Origin of the sequence: Citrobacter sp. Ce129 (assembly GCF_030334545.1) — a bacterium.
Classification (GTDB): domain Bacteria; phylum Pseudomonadota; class Gammaproteobacteria; order Enterobacterales; family Enterobacteriaceae; genus Citrobacter; species Citrobacter europaeus.
Genome location: NZ_JAOWDS010000051.1, coordinates 20,611 through 38,616 on the forward strand (window position 1 = coordinate 20,611; position 18,006 = coordinate 38,616).

16 protein-coding genes are annotated in these 18,006 nt (G+C 53.3%); 6 read left to right on the top strand and 10 right to left on the bottom strand.

All coding sequences use genetic code 11. The annotated features are described in order from the left end of the window. The first annotated feature begins 62 nt into the window (after positions 1 to 62). The gene (locus OGV77_RS02185; protein WP_075144939.1) at positions 63 to 689 is read left to right on the top strand and encodes a glutathione S-transferase family protein; all 627 of its coding nucleotides are present in this window, start codon (positions 63 to 65) and stop codon (positions 687 to 689) included. Between the two features lie 5 nt (positions 690 to 694). Here OGV77_RS02185 and OGV77_RS02190 read toward each other — a convergent pair whose 3' ends face one another. Together OGV77_RS02190 and bssR are read right to left on the bottom strand one after the other, a co-directional pair. Next, on the bottom strand, positions 695 to 1,792 hold the full coding sequence (locus tag OGV77_RS02190) for a PQQ-dependent sugar dehydrogenase (RefSeq protein ID WP_087051498.1): 1,098 nt from the start codon (positions 1,790 to 1,792) through the stop codon (positions 695 to 697). Positions 1,793 to 1,894: 102 nt separating this feature from the next. Further along, the gene (gene bssR / locus OGV77_RS02195; protein ID WP_006685335.1) at positions 1,895 to 2,278 is read right to left on the bottom strand and encodes a biofilm formation regulator BssR; all 384 of its coding nucleotides are present in this window, start codon (positions 2,276 to 2,278) and stop codon (positions 1,895 to 1,897) included. Positions 2,279 to 2,498: 220 nt separating this feature from the next. Here bssR and OGV77_RS02200 point away from each other — a divergent pair, with 220 nt between their 5' ends. Next, positions 2,499 to 3,425: a LysR family transcriptional regulator gene (locus OGV77_RS02200; RefSeq protein ID WP_047412423.1), complete on the top strand. Its 927-nt coding sequence runs from the start codon at positions 2,499 to 2,501 to the stop codon at positions 3,423 to 3,425. Positions 3,426 to 3,456: 31 nt separating this feature from the next. On the opposite strand, the gene glgP is transcribed toward OGV77_RS02200, so the two are convergent. Continuing rightward, positions 3,457 to 5,907 (bottom strand): glycogen phosphorylase, encoded by a 2,451-nt coding sequence (gene glgP / locus OGV77_RS02205; RefSeq protein ID WP_087051500.1) that lies wholly within the window; start codon positions 5,905 to 5,907, stop codon positions 3,457 to 3,459. Positions 5,908 to 5,959: 52 nt separating this feature from the next. Next, positions 5,960 to 6,145 (bottom strand): glycine cleavage system protein T, encoded by a 186-nt coding sequence (locus OGV77_RS02210; protein WP_226791845.1) that lies wholly within the window; start codon positions 6,143 to 6,145, stop codon positions 5,960 to 5,962. Between the two features lie 231 nt (positions 6,146 to 6,376). Here OGV77_RS02210 and rimO point away from each other — a divergent pair, with 231 nt between their 5' ends. Next, on the top strand, positions 6,377 to 7,684 hold the full coding sequence (gene rimO / locus OGV77_RS02215) for a 30S ribosomal protein S12 methylthiotransferase RimO (RefSeq protein WP_003831616.1): 1,308 nt from the start codon (positions 6,377 to 6,379) through the stop codon (positions 7,682 to 7,684). A gap of 93 nt (positions 7,685 to 7,777) precedes the next feature. Here the strand turns inward: rimO and gsiD are convergent, their stop codons facing one another. From gsiD to iaaA, 5 genes are read right to left on the bottom strand one after another with little or no spacing between them, the layout of a single operon-like run. Continuing rightward, entirely contained in the window at positions 7,778 to 8,689 is a 912-nt protein-coding gene (gene gsiD / locus OGV77_RS02220) for a glutathione ABC transporter permease GsiD (RefSeq protein WP_043015712.1), read from the bottom strand. Between the two features lie 2 nt (positions 8,690 to 8,691). Continuing rightward, positions 8,692 to 9,612 carry a glutathione ABC transporter permease GsiC gene (gene gsiC / locus OGV77_RS02225; RefSeq protein ID WP_032942797.1) on the bottom strand — a complete coding sequence of 307 codons (921 nt, stop codon included), beginning with the start codon at positions 9,610 to 9,612 and terminating at the stop codon, positions 8,692 to 8,694. Between the two features lie 46 nt (positions 9,613 to 9,658). Beyond that, on the bottom strand, positions 9,659 to 11,197 hold the full coding sequence (gene gsiB / locus OGV77_RS02230; protein ID WP_043015711.1) for a glutathione ABC transporter substrate-binding protein GsiB: 1,539 nt from the start codon (positions 11,195 to 11,197) through the stop codon (positions 9,659 to 9,661). A 28-nt stretch (positions 11,198 to 11,225) separates the two neighbouring features. Beyond that, the gene (gene gsiA, locus OGV77_RS02235; protein WP_043015710.1) at positions 11,226 to 13,097 is read right to left on the bottom strand and encodes a glutathione ABC transporter ATP-binding protein GsiA; all 1,872 of its coding nucleotides are present in this window, start codon (positions 13,095 to 13,097) and stop codon (positions 11,226 to 11,228) included. Then, a complete protein-coding gene (gene iaaA, locus OGV77_RS02240; protein ID WP_286502596.1) occupies positions 13,084 to 14,049 on the bottom strand; it encodes a beta-aspartyl-peptidase in 966 nt (321 codons plus the stop codon). The genes gsiA and iaaA overlap by 14 nt, the downstream gene beginning before the upstream one ends. A gap of 200 nt (positions 14,050 to 14,249) precedes the next feature. Between iaaA and moeA the strand changes: the two genes are divergently transcribed. Both moeA and moeB read left to right on the top strand, forming a co-directional pair. Then, positions 14,250 to 15,485: a molybdopterin molybdotransferase MoeA gene (moeA, locus tag OGV77_RS02245; RefSeq protein WP_075144944.1), complete on the top strand. Its 1,236-nt coding sequence runs from the start codon at positions 14,250 to 14,252 to the stop codon at positions 15,483 to 15,485. Further along, positions 15,485 to 16,234, top strand: coding sequence for a molybdopterin-synthase adenylyltransferase MoeB (gene moeB / locus OGV77_RS02250; protein ID WP_087051503.1), 750 nt, complete (start codon positions 15,485 to 15,487; stop codon positions 16,232 to 16,234). The genes moeA and moeB overlap by 1 nt, the downstream gene beginning before the upstream one ends. 75 nt (positions 16,235 to 16,309) lie before the next feature. Here moeB and fsa read toward each other — a convergent pair whose 3' ends face one another. Beyond that, a complete protein-coding gene (gene fsa, locus OGV77_RS02255; protein WP_043015706.1) occupies positions 16,310 to 16,972 on the bottom strand; it encodes a fructose-6-phosphate aldolase in 663 nt (220 codons plus the stop codon). A 131-nt stretch (positions 16,973 to 17,103) separates the two neighbouring features. On the opposite strand from fsa, the gene OGV77_RS02260 reads away from it, so the two are divergent. After that, positions 17,104 to 18,003 carry a glycyl-radical enzyme activating protein gene (locus OGV77_RS02260; protein WP_075144946.1) on the top strand — a complete coding sequence of 300 codons (900 nt, stop codon included), beginning with the start codon at positions 17,104 to 17,106 and terminating at the stop codon, positions 18,001 to 18,003. Positions 18,004 to 18,006: the final 3 nt, after the last annotated feature.

Genomic DNA, 18,006 nt, shown 5'->3' on the forward strand with positions numbered 1-18,006 from the left:
ATGTGAGCTCGTCAGATGGCATCTGCAGCCATAAAGCTGCTCAATTAATTTGCGGGGTTACTATGATTACACTGTGGGGTCGCAATAACTCGACCAACGTAAAAAAAGTATTGTGGACGCTCGAGGAACTGGAACTGCCGTATAACCAAATTCTGGCGGGCGGACAGCATGGCGGTAACCGCGATGCCGACTATCTGGCACTGAACCCCAACGGACTTGTCCCGCTGCTACGCGATGATGAAACGGGCGTTGTTCTGTGGGAATCCAATACCATTGTCCGCTATCTGGCCGCTCAGTACGGACAAAAGCGTTTGTGGATTGATGCTCCGGCTGCGCGCGCTGTCGGTGAAAAATGGATGGACTGGGCGAACCAGACGCTAAGCCCTGCGCATCGGGTTATCTTATTTGGTCTGGTCAGAACACCTGCCGATCAGCGCGACACGGCGGCCATCGAGGCGGGCGCTCAGGTTTGCGATAACCTGTTTGCCATTCTGGATAACGCGCTGGCGGACCAGTCATGGTTCTCCGGAGCTGAATTTGGTACCGCAGATATTGCCGTTGCGCCGTTCATCTACAACCTGTTCAATGTTGGCCTGAGCTGGACCCCGCGCCCACATCTGGAGCGCTGGTATCAACAACTGACCGAGCGCCCGGCGTTTCAAAAAGTCGTGATGATCCCGGTCAGCTAACCAGGTCAGGGACTCACTTTTAGTAATTCCCCGTCGGACTCGTCGGTTAATACATATAAATAACCGTCTGGTCCGACGCGAACATCACGGATCCGCTGTCCCCGTTCCTGTAACAGACGACCGTCTTCGGTGACCGTATTCCCTTTGACGCTCAGCACAATCAGTTCTTTATCTTTCAACGCGCCGATGAACAACTTCTGCCGCCACTGAGGGAAGGCGTCGCTGTTATAAAAAGCCATTCCACTGACTGCCGGTGACTTTTCCCAGTAAAAGATGGGTTGCTCAGTGCCAGCAACAATTTGACCTTTTGCTTCCGGAATTTTAAGACCGCTGTAGTTAACGCCCCAGGTCGCGATCGGCCAGCCGTAGTTTTTCCCTTTCTCCGGGATATTGATTTCATCGCCCCCGCGTGGACCATGCTCATTGAGCCACAGGGTATCGCTCCAGGGATTCATCGCCATGCCCTGCGGATTGCGGATACCATATGACCAAATCTCTGCCCGCTCCCCCGCCTTGCCCACAAACGGATTATCCGGCGGAATTTTCCCCTCGTCGGTCAGTCGTACCACCTTACCCTGCAGCTTATCCAGATCCTGTGCGCTGGCTCGTTGGTTATTCTCACCGAGGCCAATAAACAGATAGCCGTTACCATCAAATACCATACGTCCGCCAAAATGGTTTCCGGTAGAGAGCTTCGGCTGTTGGCGAAAAACGGTCTGGAATCCTTGCAGATGTTTGAGATCGTCGCTCAGCCGCCCGTAACCTACCGCCGTGCCGGCTTTACCTTCACTATCAGCTTCAGCAAAGCTCAGCCATACCCGGCGAGATTGTGCAAAATCCGGTGCTAACGCCACATCAAGCAGTCCTCCCTGACCATTTGCCCAGACTTTGGGCACGCCGGTCAGTGGGTCGGAAACCCCCTTCTCTGGCTGCCAGAGTCGAAGCTGGCCGCCTTTGAGCGTAATGAGCATACCGCGATTGTCGGGTAAAAAAGCCAGCGACCACGGGTGATCGAGTTTGGTTTGCAGCACTTCCACTTTTACCGCGGCGGCATAAGTGGAAAATAGCGCAAGTGGAATAGCACAGAGAAAGAGTCGACGCATAACACCTCCTGAATAGCTCTGCATAAAGCGTAGCCAGCAAGGGGAATTATCCTGCCATATTTACATAATCTTAACGAAAAGGGGGAGCGCCCTCCCCCTGATTCAGACGTGTTCCAGCGTTGGATAAGATTGCAAACACTGGATACTCAGCGTCAGCGTTGTCAGGCAGTTTTCCAGTTTCTCTGCGTTAACGGCGATGAAGGTTGGACAATCGTGATGTCCACTCATAAGACAAACAGCGGCGGCGGCTAACGCCCCTTCAGCACGATGAAGGGCATTCCACTCTTCCTGATCAAGATGCATACCGTGAAGCTGTGATTGTTCGTGCAATTCGCGATTCAGCACAAAAAAATTATCACGCAGACGATCGCTCTCGCTAACTGACATGTAGCCTTTCGCTTTTCTCAACAGCAGATAAGCGGCAAGTTCGATACGGGCGTTTATCAATTTGTTGAGAAGATCGGTTCTCAGTCTGTCAACAACCATACTTTGTTCCTCCTCTTTCCAACCATGGTGCAACTTAATAGTATGGTTGTTTTTTGAACAAATAGATGTCCTACATCAACAAAGCTCAATTGATTAACATAATTTACAATGTTACAACTCCAGACGGTGTGCTCAGCGAAAATGGTCAGTGTCTGACTGGCCTGACATTTTTTGCTATACCTGATGTGATTACTGCCGTGGCGCTGATTATGAGGGGTGTATGTCGAAAGCAAATGATGCAGAGAAAATTCGCACGCTATCAAAAATTGATCTCAATCTACTGACGATTTTCTGCTTGATCTATAGCGTCGGCAGCATTTCCAGGGTCGCGGACATGTTGAACATTTCGCCCTCTGCCGTCAGCCAGTCCCTGAGAAAACTGCGAGAAATGATGGGGGATAATCTGTTCGTCCGCAGCGGAAATGCGCTGTTACCGACGGTCTACTCTGATGAGCTTTATGATAATACAATCCCAATTATCGACAAACTGTCGTCGCTGATGCCGCTTTCCACGCCTGCCGCCAAAAAAAGGCTAACGCTCTACACGGAATCTTTTATTTCCCCTATCGTCATTCCCGAAGTTACCGCCAGGATAATCGATACCGACGCCGATATCAGTCTCCTGCACCTCACCGCCGACCTGAATGAACAGAGCATTATTGAGTTATTGAATATGCGCCAGGCAGATGCCGTTTTTTCAACTTTTTCCGTTGAGTCAGCAAGCCTTTCATGCCAGAAAATATGCGATATGCGGCTGGTACTGGCGGCATCAAAAAATAACGCTTTATACGGCAGCACCATTAGCGAAGCGCAATTCAGAAACGCGAACCTGGTGGGTTATAATACCAAGAATGAAAAAATCATTTACCATCGCAGCATTGTGGATAAAAAATTCAGAACCGGGGAGCGCTGCCTGCTTACCTCATCATTTACGGCGATACTGACGATTGTCTCCAATACCCATTGTATAGGGGTGATCCCGGAAAAGGTATTTGCAACACATGCTCATCTGTATGGGCTGAAAAAAATAAACACGCCGTTTCCCCTGCCGCAATTTAGTGTGTTTGCTTCATCGCGCAAAGACAGCAATACCCATAAGATCCTCTCCCCCATACTCGCCGATTTGCAAACTGCCTCCCTGTTATAAAATCCAGGGAGGCCCAGCGTTAGGGAAATTGCTATACGCGAATTTTAGCTATGCGCCAGATATGGTCGGCATATTCCTGCACCGTTCTGTCCGATGAGAAATACCCCATGTTGGCAATATTATGCATCGTCTTTGTCGTCCACTCGCGAGGAGTTCGATACAACTCATCCACCGCATCCTGGCAGTTCACATAGCTGCGGTAATCCGCCAACACCTGGTAGGTGTCACCAAAGTTGATCAATGAATCCAGCACGTCTCTGTAACGTCCAGGCTCCTGCGGGCTGAACATACCTGTACCGATTTGCGTCAGCGCCTGGTGCAGTTCTTCATCACTTTCAAAGATCCGTCGCGGGTCATAGCCATCACATCGTAAGGCTTCAACCTGATTAGCCGTGTTACCAAAGATGAAGATATTATCTTCCCCAACATATTCGCGCATTTCAATATTCGCACCGTCGAGCGTGCCAATGGTCAACGCGCCATTCATACCAAATTTCATATTGCTGGTCCCGGAGGCTTCCGTCCCGGCCAGGGAAATTTGTTCTGACAGATCGGCTGCCGGAATAATTAGCTGAGCAAGACTAACGCTGTAATCCGGAATAAAGACTACCTTCAGTTTGCCGCCTGTTTGCGGGTCATTATTAACTAGCTGCGCCACATCGTTGATTAAGCGAATAATTTGCTTCGCCATATAGTAAGACGAGGCGGCTTTTCCGGCAAAAATATTGACACGTGGAATCCAATTGGCATCCGGCGCGGCTTTAATCCGGTTATAGCGCGTGATCACGTGAAGCACATTCATAAGCTGCCGCTTGTATTCGTGAATACGTTTCACCTGCACATCAAACAGCGCATTTGGATCCACCACCACGCCGTAATGGCTGGCAATATGTTGCGCCAGTCGCTGCTTATTTTCATGCTTCGCCCGGCGTACCGCCTCATTCACCGTCGGATAGTCTATATACTGCTTCAACTCGCCTAATTGCATTAATTGGGTCCGCCAGCTTTCACCAATATTATCATCCAGTACATTGGCTAGCGCAGGGTTTGCCAGCGCCAACCAACGCCGCGCCGTAACACCGTTGGTTACGTTGGTGAAACGCAAAGGAAAGATACGCGCAAAGTCAGCAAACAGGGAGTCGGTCATCAGCTTTGAATGCAACGCCGACACGCCATTTACCTTATGACTGACAACCACCGCCAGCCAGGCCATGCGCACCACGCGCCCATTAGATTCATCAATCAGCGATACGCGCTGCAACAGTTCGCTGTCATCGCGATAGCGCTCCTGTAACGTCTTCAGGAAGCGATCGTTTATCTCAAAAATAATCTGCAAATGACGCGGCAAAATTCGACTTAACATTTCTACCGGCCAGGTTTCCAGCGCCTCACTCATCAATGTATGGTTGGTATAAGAAAAAATCTGACAGGTCACGTCAAACGCGTTATCCCAACTAAACTGGTGATGATCAATCAGCAAACGCATCAGCTCAGGGATCGCCAGCACTGGATGCGTATCATTGAGGTGAATCGCGATTTTATCGCACAGATTATCGTATGTGCGGTGCAACTGATAATGACGGCTCAGGATGTCCTGAATCGTAGCCGATGCCAGGAAATAGGCCTGGCGTAAACGCAGCTCACGTCCTGCATCGGTCGAATCATCCGGGTACAGTACTCGCGAGATCCGATCAAAGTGGTATTTGTTTTCCACTTCCGTAGCAAAGTCTTCCTGCTGATTTAGTTTGCCCGCATTAACCTCACTATTTACCTGAACGTTCCACAACCGTAATGTGTTGGTGGTATCCGTCGCATAGCCGGGAATAATTTGGTCATGGGCCACCGCCAGAATATCTTCAGTTTCAAGCCAGCGGGTTTTATTCCCTTCTTGTTGCAGTCGCCCGCCAAAACGCACTTTATAATGTGTATTATGACGTTTGAATTCCCACGGATTACCGTATTCTAACCAATAGTCCAGCGACTCTTTTTGTACGCCGTTGACGATATTTTGTTTAAACATACCGTAGTTATAGCGAATGCCGTATCCACATCCCGGCAGGCCAAGCGTTGCCAGAGAATCAAGGAAACAAGCCGCCAGACGACCAAGACCGCCATTCCCAAGTCCGGGATCGTTTTCTTCGTCAATCAACTCTTCCAGTTCAAGTCCCATTGCCTCCAGCGCGCTTCTGATTTCATCGTAAATACCTAACGACAGCAGCGCATTCGACAGCGTACGGCCAATTAAAAACTCCATCGACAGATAATAAACCTGGCGTGCATCCTGAGAGAATTGAGCCCGATTAGAACGGTGCCAACGCTCGACCATTCGATCGCGAACCGCATATAACGTCGCGTTAAGCCACTCCCGCTTCGTCGCGATGGCGGGATCTTTGCCAATAGTAAATAAGAGCTTATTAGCAATATCGTCTCTCAGTTTATCAACATCAGAGTCCGTCGCAAGCGGCAGTGGCGAAATATACATATTAACGTTACCTTTCAAATTTTGCAGGATGGGTAATAGACAGATGAATTATTTAAACTCTGGGTTTGCGAGCATCAGTTTTTTGTCGAATAATTTCATGACTGGCGATAAACGTTAATTCTGCCATTAATACGCGCCAACTTAAGCCCGTGGCAAGTGAGATATAATATAAACTCACACCATTAGCATAAAGAGTTTTCGCCATTTCAAGTTTCGACTGCAAAACAATATCTTTCAAATTTAACCTCATTAATAACGCTCGACGAGATAAAATTTACGATAATTAATTTCTACAGCCAAGAAGTGGCACTTAAAGCCGGAATTAGACTCGCTAAACACCTTCCGCTAACCGATCCACTATTTCTGGGTATTGGTCCTTATTCTCCCGGCCTTATGCTGATCAGATATAGATGTACCGTGAAGGCATCTGTATAATCGCCCGATTACGAGCAATGTACAGTATAAGAAAATGGCAAAAATTGGTTTTATATCACTAGGTTGTCCGAAAAACCTCGTCGATTCTGAGCGCATCCTGACCGAACTTCGTACCGAAGGCTATGATGTTGTGCCAAGCTACGACGACGCGGATATGGTTATCGTTAACACCTGCGGTTTTATCGACAGCGCGGTTCAGGAGTCTCTGGAAGCAATCGGCGAAGCGCTGAACGAAAACGGCAAGGTGATCGTCACCGGCTGTCTGGGCGCGAAAGTCGATCAGATCCGTGAAGTTCACCCAAAGGTGCTGGAAATCACCGGGCCGCACAGCTACGAACAGGTTCTGGAGCACGTTCACCACTATGTGCCAAAACCTAAGCACAACCCGTTCCAGAGTCTGGTTCCTGAGCAGGGGGTCAAGCTGACTCCGCGCCATTATGCCTATCTGAAAATTTCTGAAGGCTGCAACCACCGCTGCACGTTCTGCATTATTCCGTCGATGCGTGGCGATCTGGTGAGCCGCCCGATTGGCGACGTCCTCAGCGAAGCCAAACGTCTGGTGGATGCAGGCGTAAAAGAGATCCTGGTCATTTCTCAGGATACCTCCGCCTACGGCGTGGATGTGAAGCATCGCACCGGTTTCCATAACGGCGAGCCGGTCAAAACCAGCATGGTTGATCTGTGCGAGCAGTTATCAAAACTGGGGATCTGGACGCGTTTGCATTACGTCTATCCCTACCCGCACGTTGATGACGTGATCCCACTGATGGCGGAAGGGAAAATTCTGCCGTATCTGGACATCCCGCTGCAGCATGCCAGCCCGCGTATTCTTAAACTGATGAAACGCCCAGGTTCCGTGGACAGACAGCTGGCGCGCATCAAGCAGTGGCGTGAAATCTGCCCTGAACTGACGCTGCGCTCCACCTTCATTGTCGGTTTCCCGGGTGAAACGGAAGAAGACTTCCAGATGCTGCTCGACTTCCTGAAGGAAGCACGTCTGGATCGCGTGGGCTGCTTTAAATACAGCCCGGTAGAAGGCGCTGGCGCCAATGATCTTCCGGACCAAATCCCGGAAGAGGTGAAAGAAGAACGCTGGAACCGCTTTATGCAGTTGCAACAGCAGATCTCTGCTGAACGCTTGCAGGAGAAAGTGGGCCGCGAAATTCTGGTTATCGTTGATGAAGTTGACGAAGAAGGCGCGATTGGTCGCAGTATGGCTGACGCCCCGGAAATCGACGGCGCGGTATACCTGAATGGCGAAACTAAGGTGAAACCTGGCGATATCATCCGCGTGAAAGTCGAAAACGCAGATGAATACGATCTGTGGGGCACCCGCGTTTAAATAAGCGTAAGCCAACTGCAGACCGGATTAGGCGTTTCGCCGCATCCGGTAAGGCCTGATGACGATGCTAATGCGTCTTATCAGGCCTGTGATTTACCCTTTAATTTTCGGGTCCAGCGCGTCGCGCAGACCATCTCCCAGCAGGTTAAACGCCAGCACTGTCAGGAATATCGCCACTGCGGGGAAAATCGCCACGTGCGGCGCGATCACCATATCAGCGCGTGCTTCATTGAGCATGGCCCCCCACTCCGGGGTCGGCGGCTGCGCGCCCAATCCCAGAAATGACAAGCTCGCGGCAGAGATAATCGACGTGCCAATTCGCATGGTAAAAAAGACCACGATCGATGAAACCGTACCCGGCAGGATATGGTTAAAAATGATGGTCGCATCGCTGGCGCCAATACTGCGCGCAGACTCAATAAAGGTCTGCTGCTTCAGCACCAGCGTATTTCCGCGCACCAGGCGTGCGAAGGCAGGAATGGAGAAAACGGCCACGGCAATGATCACGTTCGCAATGCCGCTGCCCAACACGGCGACGACGGCTATCGCCAGCAAAATCCCCGGAAAAGCGAACAGCACGTCGCAGATACGCATAATCAGTCTGTCCCACCAGCCTTCATAGTATCCTGCCAGCAGACCCAACACCGTGCCAATCGCCGCACCAATAAACACGGCAAAGACCCCTGCCGCCAGCGAGATTTGCGCGCCAACCAGCACGCGGCTAAAGATATCCCGTCCCAGTGAGTCAACCCCAAACCAGTGCAGCATCGACGGTCCGTCATTCAGACGGTCATAATCGAAGTAGTTCTCGGCATCAAATGGCGTCAGCCAGCGCGCAAAAATCGCCACCGCTATCAGCAACAGGACAAACAGCCCCGCAAACATCGCCATGCGCTGACGGCGGAAACGACGCCAGAATTCATGCCACGGCGTGCGGATTTGCTCAGGCTTAACAAGTGGCATCGCATTTAAAATCGCCTGTCGGCGCCAGTTAAAAAATCGCATCCTTACTTGTACCTGATAGCCGGATTAATGGCGGCGTAGAGCACATCCACCACTAAGTTAATAAGAATAAACTCCAGAGAAAACAACAGCACCTCGGCCTGAATCACCGGGTAGTCGCGCATTTCAACTGAGTCCACCAACAGCCGCCCAAGCCCTGGCCAGTTGAATACCTTCTCAACCACAATAGATCCGCCGAGCAAAAAGCCAAACTGTAGCCCCATCATGGTGACCACCGGGATCATCGCATTACGCAGACCATGTTTTAACACCACCCAGGTTTCACTCACTCCTTTAGCCCGCGCGGTCCGCATATAATCTTCACTGAGCACATCGACAAACGACGCGCGGGTAAACCGGGCCAGCACCGCAGCCACCGCCGCGCCCAGCGTAATAGACGGGAGGATATAGTGCAGCCAGGTGTCAGCACCAACGGTGGGTAACCAACCGAGCTCAACGGAGAATATCTGCATGAGCAGCATGCCAAGCGCAAATGCCGGGAACGAGATCCCGGTGACCGCCAGCGTCATACTCAATCTGTCCGGCCAGCGATTGCGCCATACCGCGGCAATAATCCCTGCCGTCATGCCAAATAACACCGCCCACGCCATACTGGCAATAGTCAGCCATAGCGATGGCATAAAACGACTGGCTATCTCTTCTGAAACCGGGCGACGAGAAACCATCGAGGTCCCAAAATCGCCTTGCAATACATTGGTCATGTAATGCCAGAACTGAACATGCAGCGGCTGGTCCAGACCCAGTTGCTTGCGCACCAGTTCAATCACCTCGGCGTCAGCTTCCGGTCCGGCAATCAGCCGGGCCGGATCGCCGGGTAGCAGGTGAACAAATAAAAACACCAGCACCGCAACAATCAACAGAGTTGGAATCAACCCCAGCAGGCGCTTGAAAACATAGTTAAGCATCACACTCCCTTCGTCGGCCCCTGGGCTGCGGGGCCGAATGAATAGCTTATTTTAAATCCGCATCATCAAAGCTAAATCCGGTATCCGGCATAATCCAGAACCCGGTCAACCTGGTGCTGTGCGCCGAAATCAGTTTTTCCACTACCAGCGGGATCCACGGCGACTCTTTCCAGATAGTATCCTGCGCATCCTTGTACAGCTTCGCTTTCTGCGCAGGATCGTTGGTTTGCAACGCTGCCGCTAAATCACTGTCCACCTGCTTGTTGCTGTAGAACGCCGTATTAAACAGAGTCGGCGGCCAGTTTTGTGATGCAAACAGCGGTGACAACGCCCAGTCAGCTTCACCCGTAGAGGCAGACCAGCCGGTGTAGAACATCCGTACTCCGCTCTCTTTTTGCGCTTTTCCTTCAACTTCCGCGGCGCGTTGTCCGGCATCCATCGCTGTTACCTGAGCCTTAATACCCACCTGCGCCAGCTGCTGCTGGGTAAATTGCAGCACTTTCTGCGCCGTACTGTGGTTATGCGAAGACCATAACGTTGTGGTAAAACCGTTCGGATAACCTGCTTCTTTCAGCAGTTCGCGCGCTTTCGCCGGGTCGTATGGCCATGGCGTATAGCTTTGCGCATAGGCTATCGACGGGGGGAGAACGCCGGTTGCCGGCGTCGCGTAACCGGCAAAAGCCACTTTCACCAGCGCCTGGCGGTTGATGGCATAATTCAGCGCTTCACGCACCTTCGGGTTGTCGAATGGTTTTTGCGTGACGTTCATGCTGATATAACGCTGCATGATAGACGGACTAGCCACCAGTTCCAGGTTTTTGTTCTTCGCCAGTAACGCCGCCTGCTCGTAAGGGATCGGGAAAGCAAACTGCGCTTCCCCGGTCTGCAGCATGGCCGCACGCGTGTTGTTGTCGGTCACTGGACGCCATGTAATCGTATCCAGCTTTGGCAGCCCTTGCTGCCAGTAGCCCACGAACTTCTTAACCTTCACAAAATCCGTCTGATTCCAGGTATCAAGCTGGTACGGCCCGGTCCCCACTGGGTGGAAACCTATCTCCTTACCGTATTTCTCCAGCGCGGCGGGAGAAATCATCGCCGTTGCCGGATGCGCCAGAATATTGATAAAGGCAGAGAACGGCTGTTTCAGCGTAATCTTCACCGTCGACGGATCGACGACTTCGGTTTTATCGATATTCTTATACAGATTGTAACGTTTCAGATGGTTTTCCGGATTACTGGCCCGGTCGAGGTTAGCTTTAACCGCATCGGCGTTGAAGTCAGTGCCATCCTGAAACTTCACGCCCTGACGCAGCTTAAGGGTGTAAGTCAGGCCATCATCAGAAACCGTATAGCTCTCCGCCAGCACGTTTTTCAGCTTCATCTCTTTATCAAGGCCAAACAGCCCCTGATAAAACGACTTCGCTACCGCCTGCGACAGCGTGTCGTTCGCGTCGTAGGGGTCGAGCGTGGTGAAATTAGATCCTACCGCCACCACCACATCCTTGGCGGCCCAGCCAGGTGTTGCGGCCAGCGCAGAGGCCACACCCACAGCAACCAGCCATTTTCGAGCAACAATTTTTGTCATGTTATTCTCCTTAAACCCTGCCTGCCTGTTATAAACGCGAAAGCGCATTTTCTGGTTGCCCACGCGCGACATAATGCCCCGGGCCAACTAACTGTAGTGAAACGGGGGGAATCTCTTCGCCGCGTTTGCGGATATTACTGGGGATATCATCCGACAACAGCACGCGCTGGGGCCGGTGATGCGATGGATCGGCAACCGGGACCGCCGCCATCAGTTTGCGGGTGTATGGGTGCTGCGGATTTTCAAACACCGCGCGCCGGGAGCCGATCTCGACAATCTGCCCAAGGTACATTACCGCCACACGGTGACTGATCCGCTCCACCACCGCCATATCGTGGGAAATAAACAGGTATGCGATCCCCAGTTCACGCTGCAGGTCGAGCAACAGGTTGATAATTTGCCCGCGAATCGAGACATCCAGCGCCGAAACGGATTCATCGGCAATGATCACCTTGGGATTGAGCGCCAGCGCCCGGGCAATGCAGATACGCTGACGCTGACCACCGGAAAACTCGTGCGGATAGCGCCAGGCATGCTCAGGGAGCAATCCTACGCGCTTCAGCAGCCAGGCAACTCGTTTTGCCGCCGCATCCCCTTGCAGTAATCCATGCACGCGCAACGGCTCTAAAATGGAATATCCTACGGTCTGACGCGGATCGAGCGAAGCATAGGGGTCCTGGAAGATAAACTGAATATCCCGACGCAGCGGCTGTAGCTTACTGGCGGCCAGGGTATCGATACGCTGGCCATTGAAGATGATTTCTCCACGCTGAGACTCTACCAGACGCAGTAGCGCCCGCCCGGTGGTGGATTTCCCGCAACCCGACTCCCCCACCAGCGAGAGCGTTTCTCCGGGCCACAGGTCGAAGCTGACGTTTTCAACCGCATGCACCTCGCGAGTCACCCGATTAAGAATGCCGCTGCGCAAAGGAAAACGCGTTACCAGATTACGTACCTGCAGAATAGGCTCGCCTTCAACCACGGTGTCCTGCTCGGTCTGCGGTTCTACATGACTGGGATCGTGTAATGATATAAGTGGGAAACGGCGCGGATACTCTTGTCCACACATCGCGCCAAGCTGCGGCACAGCGGCCAACAGCGCTTTGGTATAGGGGTGCTGAGGAGCATGAAAAATCTGCTCAACGCTGCCGGTTTCTACCGCCTCACCCTGATACATCACCAGCACGCGGTCGGCAATATCCGCCACGACGCCCATATCGTGGGTAATAAAAATCACGCCCATCGACATATCCTGCTGCAACACTTTTATCAGTTGCAGGATCTGCGCCTGGATAGTGACATCCAGCGCGGTGGTCGGCTCATCGGCAATTAAAACCGCAGGGCGACAAGACAGCGCCATGGCGATCATCACCCGCTGACGCATGCCGCCGGAAAGCTGGTGCGGATAACGCGATAAAATCGCCTTCGCCTCAGGGATACGGACCTGATCGAGCATCCGTTTAGCTTCCACCATCGCCTCTTCGTGACTGGCCCCCTGATGCAAACGGATTGACTCGGCAATCTGCTCACCCACGGTGAATACCGGATTGAGCGATGTCATCGGCTCCTGGAAGATCATGGCGATATCCGCGCCGCGTACGTGACGCATCTGCGACGCGCTCTGCTCACCCAGCTCAATAACCTGTCGGTTACGGCGTCGTAGCAGCATTTCATCGCAACTCACCTCGCCGCCTGCCTGTTCAATCAGACGCATCAGCGACAAGGCTGTTACCGATTTTCCTGAACCGGATTCGCCCACGATCGCCAGCGTTTCGCCACGCTTCAGGCGAAATGACAGATTGCGCACCGCACTGACGCGCTGCTGCTCCTGTTCAAAGGCAATATTCAGATTGTTGACTGCCAGCACGTCGCTGGCGTCAAGCTCATCACTGTGTGGCAACGGTATCTCCTTTTTCCCGATAAATACCGGTGGTTGGCGTATCGCCTGCGTATCCCCAGGCGCGGTACATGCCTTCGCTGTTAAATGGCAGGGCGACGTTGCCCTCGTGGTCGATGGCAATTAAACCGCCGCTGCCGCCGAGCGCCGGTAATTTTTCCATTACTACGCGTTCACACGCCTCCGATAAACTCAGGCCGCCGTAGTCCATCAACGCCGCAATATCATAGGCCGCCAGCGCACGAATAAAGACTTCCCCGGTTCCGGTGCAGGAGACAGCCACACTTGCATTATTGGCATAACAGCCTGCGCCGACCAGTGGACTGTCCCCCACCCGACCGGGTAATTTGTTGGTCATTCCGCCGGTCGATGTTGCCGCCGCCAGATTGCCATACATATCCAGCGCGACCGCCCCTACGGTACCCATTTTGGTGTTTTCATCCAGTGGGCTCGCACTATGATCCAGTAGCGTTTCACCTGCCGCTTGCGCCGCCAGCAGTTGCGCATAGCGTTCTGGCGTCGAGAAAATATCCGCCGATACGCGCTCCATACCGTGCGCAATGGCAAATTTTTCAGCCCCTTCACCGATCATCATGACGTGCGGGCTGTGTTCCATCACCAGGCGCGCCGCGAGAATCGGATTTCTCAGATGACTGACCCCGGCGACGGCTCCCGCATTCAGCGTATTGCCGTCCATCACGCAGGCGTCCAGTTCATGGGTTTCATCACGGGTATATACCGCGCCAATTCCGGCATTAAACAACGGACACTCTTCCAGCAAGCGCACGGCTTCGGTCACTACATCCAGTGCGTTACGACCGTCCTCAAGCATCCGCTGGCCGGTTTCAACAATATCCGACAGCGCCTGTATATAACGCAACTCTTGCTCCTGGCTCAGCTGCGAACGGGTGATAGCCCCTGCGCCGCCGTGAATTGCAATGACTGCTTTACCCATTTTTTTCGTCCATCAGGTGGCAGATACCGGGGTTATAAATATCAGAATTTCTGTGACTTATTGATTCGATTTTTGAATATAGAAAGATGCAGACGTCATGTAAAGGTAAAGGCCAGCACCTAAGACTGAGGTGGCATACTGTCCGCGTCCATTTTCTGACATAATGAGCGGATTCGATTTTGCCCCGCAGGAGTCTTCTCATGGAATTTACCGCCGGACTGATGCCGCTTGAAACGGCTCTCTCTCAGATGCTGTCGCGTATTACCCCGCTTACCGCTGTTGAAACGCTGCCGCTGGTTCAATGCTTTGGCCGCATTCTGGCCACCGATGTCGTCTCCCCGATTGATGTGCCGGGATTCGATAACTCGGCAATGGATGGCTATGCGGTGCGATTAGCCGATTTACAGTCTGACCAGCCTCTGGCTGTGGCAGGCAAAGCTTTTGCCGGTCAGCCTTTCCATGGCGAGTGGCCTGCGGGAACCTGCATCCGCATTATGACTGGCGCCCCGGTGCCTGTCGGTTGTGACGCGGTGGTGATGCAGGAGCAAACGGAACAAACCGACGACGGTGTGCGTTTTACCGCCGAGGTCCGCAGCGGACAAAATATTCGTTTGCGCGGCGAAGATATTGCCAATGGCGCGGTGGTGTTTCCCTCCGGGACGCGCCTGACCACCGCCGAGCTTCCCGTGCTGGCTTCGCTCGGTATTGCCGAAGTCCCCGTTGTGCGTAAAGTCCGCGTGGCGCTGTTCTCTACAGGCGATGAGCTGCAGTTGCCGGGTCAACCGCTGGGCGACGGACAGATTTATGACACCAACCGTCTGACCGTTCACCTGATGCTGCAGCAGTTGGGCTGCGAAGTGATCAACCTGGGGATCATTCGCGACGATCCCAACGCGCTACGCGCCGCGTTTATCGAAGCCGACAGCCAGGCCGATGTCGTCATCAGTTCCGGCGGCGTTTCCGTAGGCGAAGCGGATTACACCAAAACCATTCTGGAAGAGCTGGGAGAAATTGCCTTCTGGAAGTTGGCCATCAAACCGGGCAAACCGTTCGCCTTTGGCAAACTGAGCAACAGTTGGTTTTGCGGCCTGCCGGGTAACCCGGTGTCTGCAGCCCTCACCTTTTATCAACTGGTACAACCGCTGCTGGCAAAACTCAGCGGCAACACCGCCTGCGGGCTGCCTGCGCGCCAGCGCGTACGTACCGCATCACGCCTGAAGAAAACGCCTGGCCGTCTGGATTTTCAGCGCGGTGTGTTGCAGCGCACCGCAGAAGGCGAACTGGAAGTCACCACCACCGGACATCAGGGCTCGCATATTTTTAGCTCCTTTAGCCTCGGCAACTGTTTTATCGTGCTGGAGCGCGATCGCGGTAACGTCGAAGCCGGAGAATGGGTTGAGGTCGAGCCGTTTAACGCACTGTTTGGAGGCCTGTAATGGCGGAACTCAGCGACCAGGAGATGATGCGCTATAACCGGCAAATCATTCTGCGCGGCTTCGATTTTGAAGGCCAGGAAGCGCTCAAGGAGGCGCGGGTACTGGTCGTCGGTCTGGGGGGGCTGGGATGTGCAGCAACCCAGTACCTTGCGGGCGCTGGCGTCGGGCATTTAACCCTGCTCGACTTTGACACGGTCTCCGTGTCGAACCTCCAGCGCCAGACACTGCACAGCGATGCGACCGTTGGACAGCCAAAGGTGCTCTCCGCCCGCGACGCACTGACGCGGATTAATCCATACATCGCCATTACGCCGGTGAATGCTCTGCTGGAAGATAGCGAGATTCACGCGCTTATTGCCGGGCACGATTTGGTGCTGGACTGTACGGATAACGTCAGCATCCGCAATCAACTGAATGCCGGATGCTTTGCCGCCAGGGTTCCGCTGGTTTCTGGTGCGGCAATTCGCATGGAAGGACAAATTACCGTATTTACGTATCAGGAAGGGGAGCCCTGCTACCGCTGCCTGAGCCGTCTGTTCGGTGAAAATGCCCTGACCTGCGTCGAGGCCGGAGTGATGGCCCCGCTGATCGGCGTGATCGGCTCATTACAAGCGATGGAGGCCATTAAGCTGCTGGCAAACTACGGTAAACCGGCGTCGGGAAAAATCGTCATGTACGACGCCATGACCTGCCAGTTTCGCGAAATGAAGCTGATGCGTAATCCGGGGTGTGAGGTTTGTAGTCGGTAATAAAGTCGGGTGGCGCNCGACCTACAACGGCTCGAACGTAGGCCAGGTAAGCGTTAGCGCCACCCGGCAACAGCATCAGATCGATGTACGACCGAATGCACTCTGCCAGTCGTGCTCGAACTTCGCTACGGCGGCATCAACGGCCGGAGAGCTAATCATCTGCTGAGCGACATCCAGCGGCAGCGTGATGGACTCGCAACCCGCCAGCAGGCAATCCAGCGCCTGACGCGGTGTTTTGAAACTGGCTGCCAGGACTTTGGCGTGTGGGGCATGCATTTTCAATAAGGCCTGCAGATCGTTCACCGTCTGAATGCCGTCTCCCCCCTGCGCATCCACGCGGTTAACGTAGGGCGCCACGTATTCCGCCCCCGCCAGCGCAGCGAATAGCCCTTGAGCGGCGCCGTATACGGCGGTACCCAGCGTCGGGATGCCCTCTTCTTTCAGCAATTTAATGGCCGTCAGACCTTCTGCCGTCACCGGCACTTTAACTACGATATCCGCGATGATTGCCCGCAGTTTACGCGCATCGCTGACCATACCTTCGGCGGTGGTCGCCATTACCTGAGCAAACAGTCGTCCTTGCCCTCCCATCGCCTCCTGCAGTTGCGGCAGTAACACCTCCAGCGTCTGCTTACCTGCCGCCACAATGCTTGGGTTAGTGGTCACCCCTGCCAGCGGAAAAACACGCGCCAGCGCTTTTACCGCGGCAACGTCAGACGTATCTAAATAGAGTTCCATAACCTTTCCTTAAACGAATAATTGCATGGATAAAAGGTAGCACGGCGAAACCTCACAGTTAGTTGACGCACGTCAATATAACTTTCATTCGAAAGTAATTTAATCTTTATACGAAAGAAAAGAGGCCGCTTATGATTTTCAATATCCAGCGCTATTCCACGCATGATGGTCCCGGGATCCGTACCGTGGTGTTCCTTAAGGGATGCTCCCTGGGCTGTCGGTGGTGCCAGAATCCGGAAAGCCGCGCACGCACGCAGGATCTGCTCTATGACGCGCGTTTGTGCCTCGAGGGTTGCGATCTTTGTGCTCAGGCAGCACCGGAGGTGATTGAACGGGCGCTAAGCGGATTGCTGATTCATCGCGAAAAACTGACCGATGACGCGCTTACCGCGTTGACCCACTGCTGTCCGACGCAGGCACTGACCGTCTGCGGAGAGATAAAAAGTGTGGACGAGATCATGGCGACCGTAATGCGTGACAAACCGTTTTACGACCGCAGCGGAGGGGGCCTCACCTTATCCGGCGGTGAACCGTTTATGCAGCCAGAACTGGCGGCAGCGTTGCTCAAAGCCAGCCACGATGCCGGCATTCATACGGCGGTAGAAACGTGTCTGCATGTTCCGTGGAAGTATATTGAACCGTCATTACCTAACGTCGATCTGTTCCTGGCCGATTTAAAACATGTGGCCGACGCCCCGTTTAAACAGTGGACCGATGGGCGTGCCTCTCGCGTACTGGAAAATCTAAAAAAACTGGCCGCCGCTGGTAAAAAAATGATCATCCGCGTACCGCTGATTCAGGGATTCAACGCTAACGAAGCCGCTATTCAAGCCATTACCGATTTTGCCGCCGACGAGCTTCACGTCGGTGAGATCCATTTTTTGCCCTACCACACTCTGGGCATCAACAAATACCACTTACTCAGTCAACCCTACAACGCACCGGATAAACCGCTTGATGCGCCTGCGCTGCTCGAATTTGCCCAGCAGTACGCCAGCCTTAAAGGTTTAACCGCGACCCTACGAGGATAATCG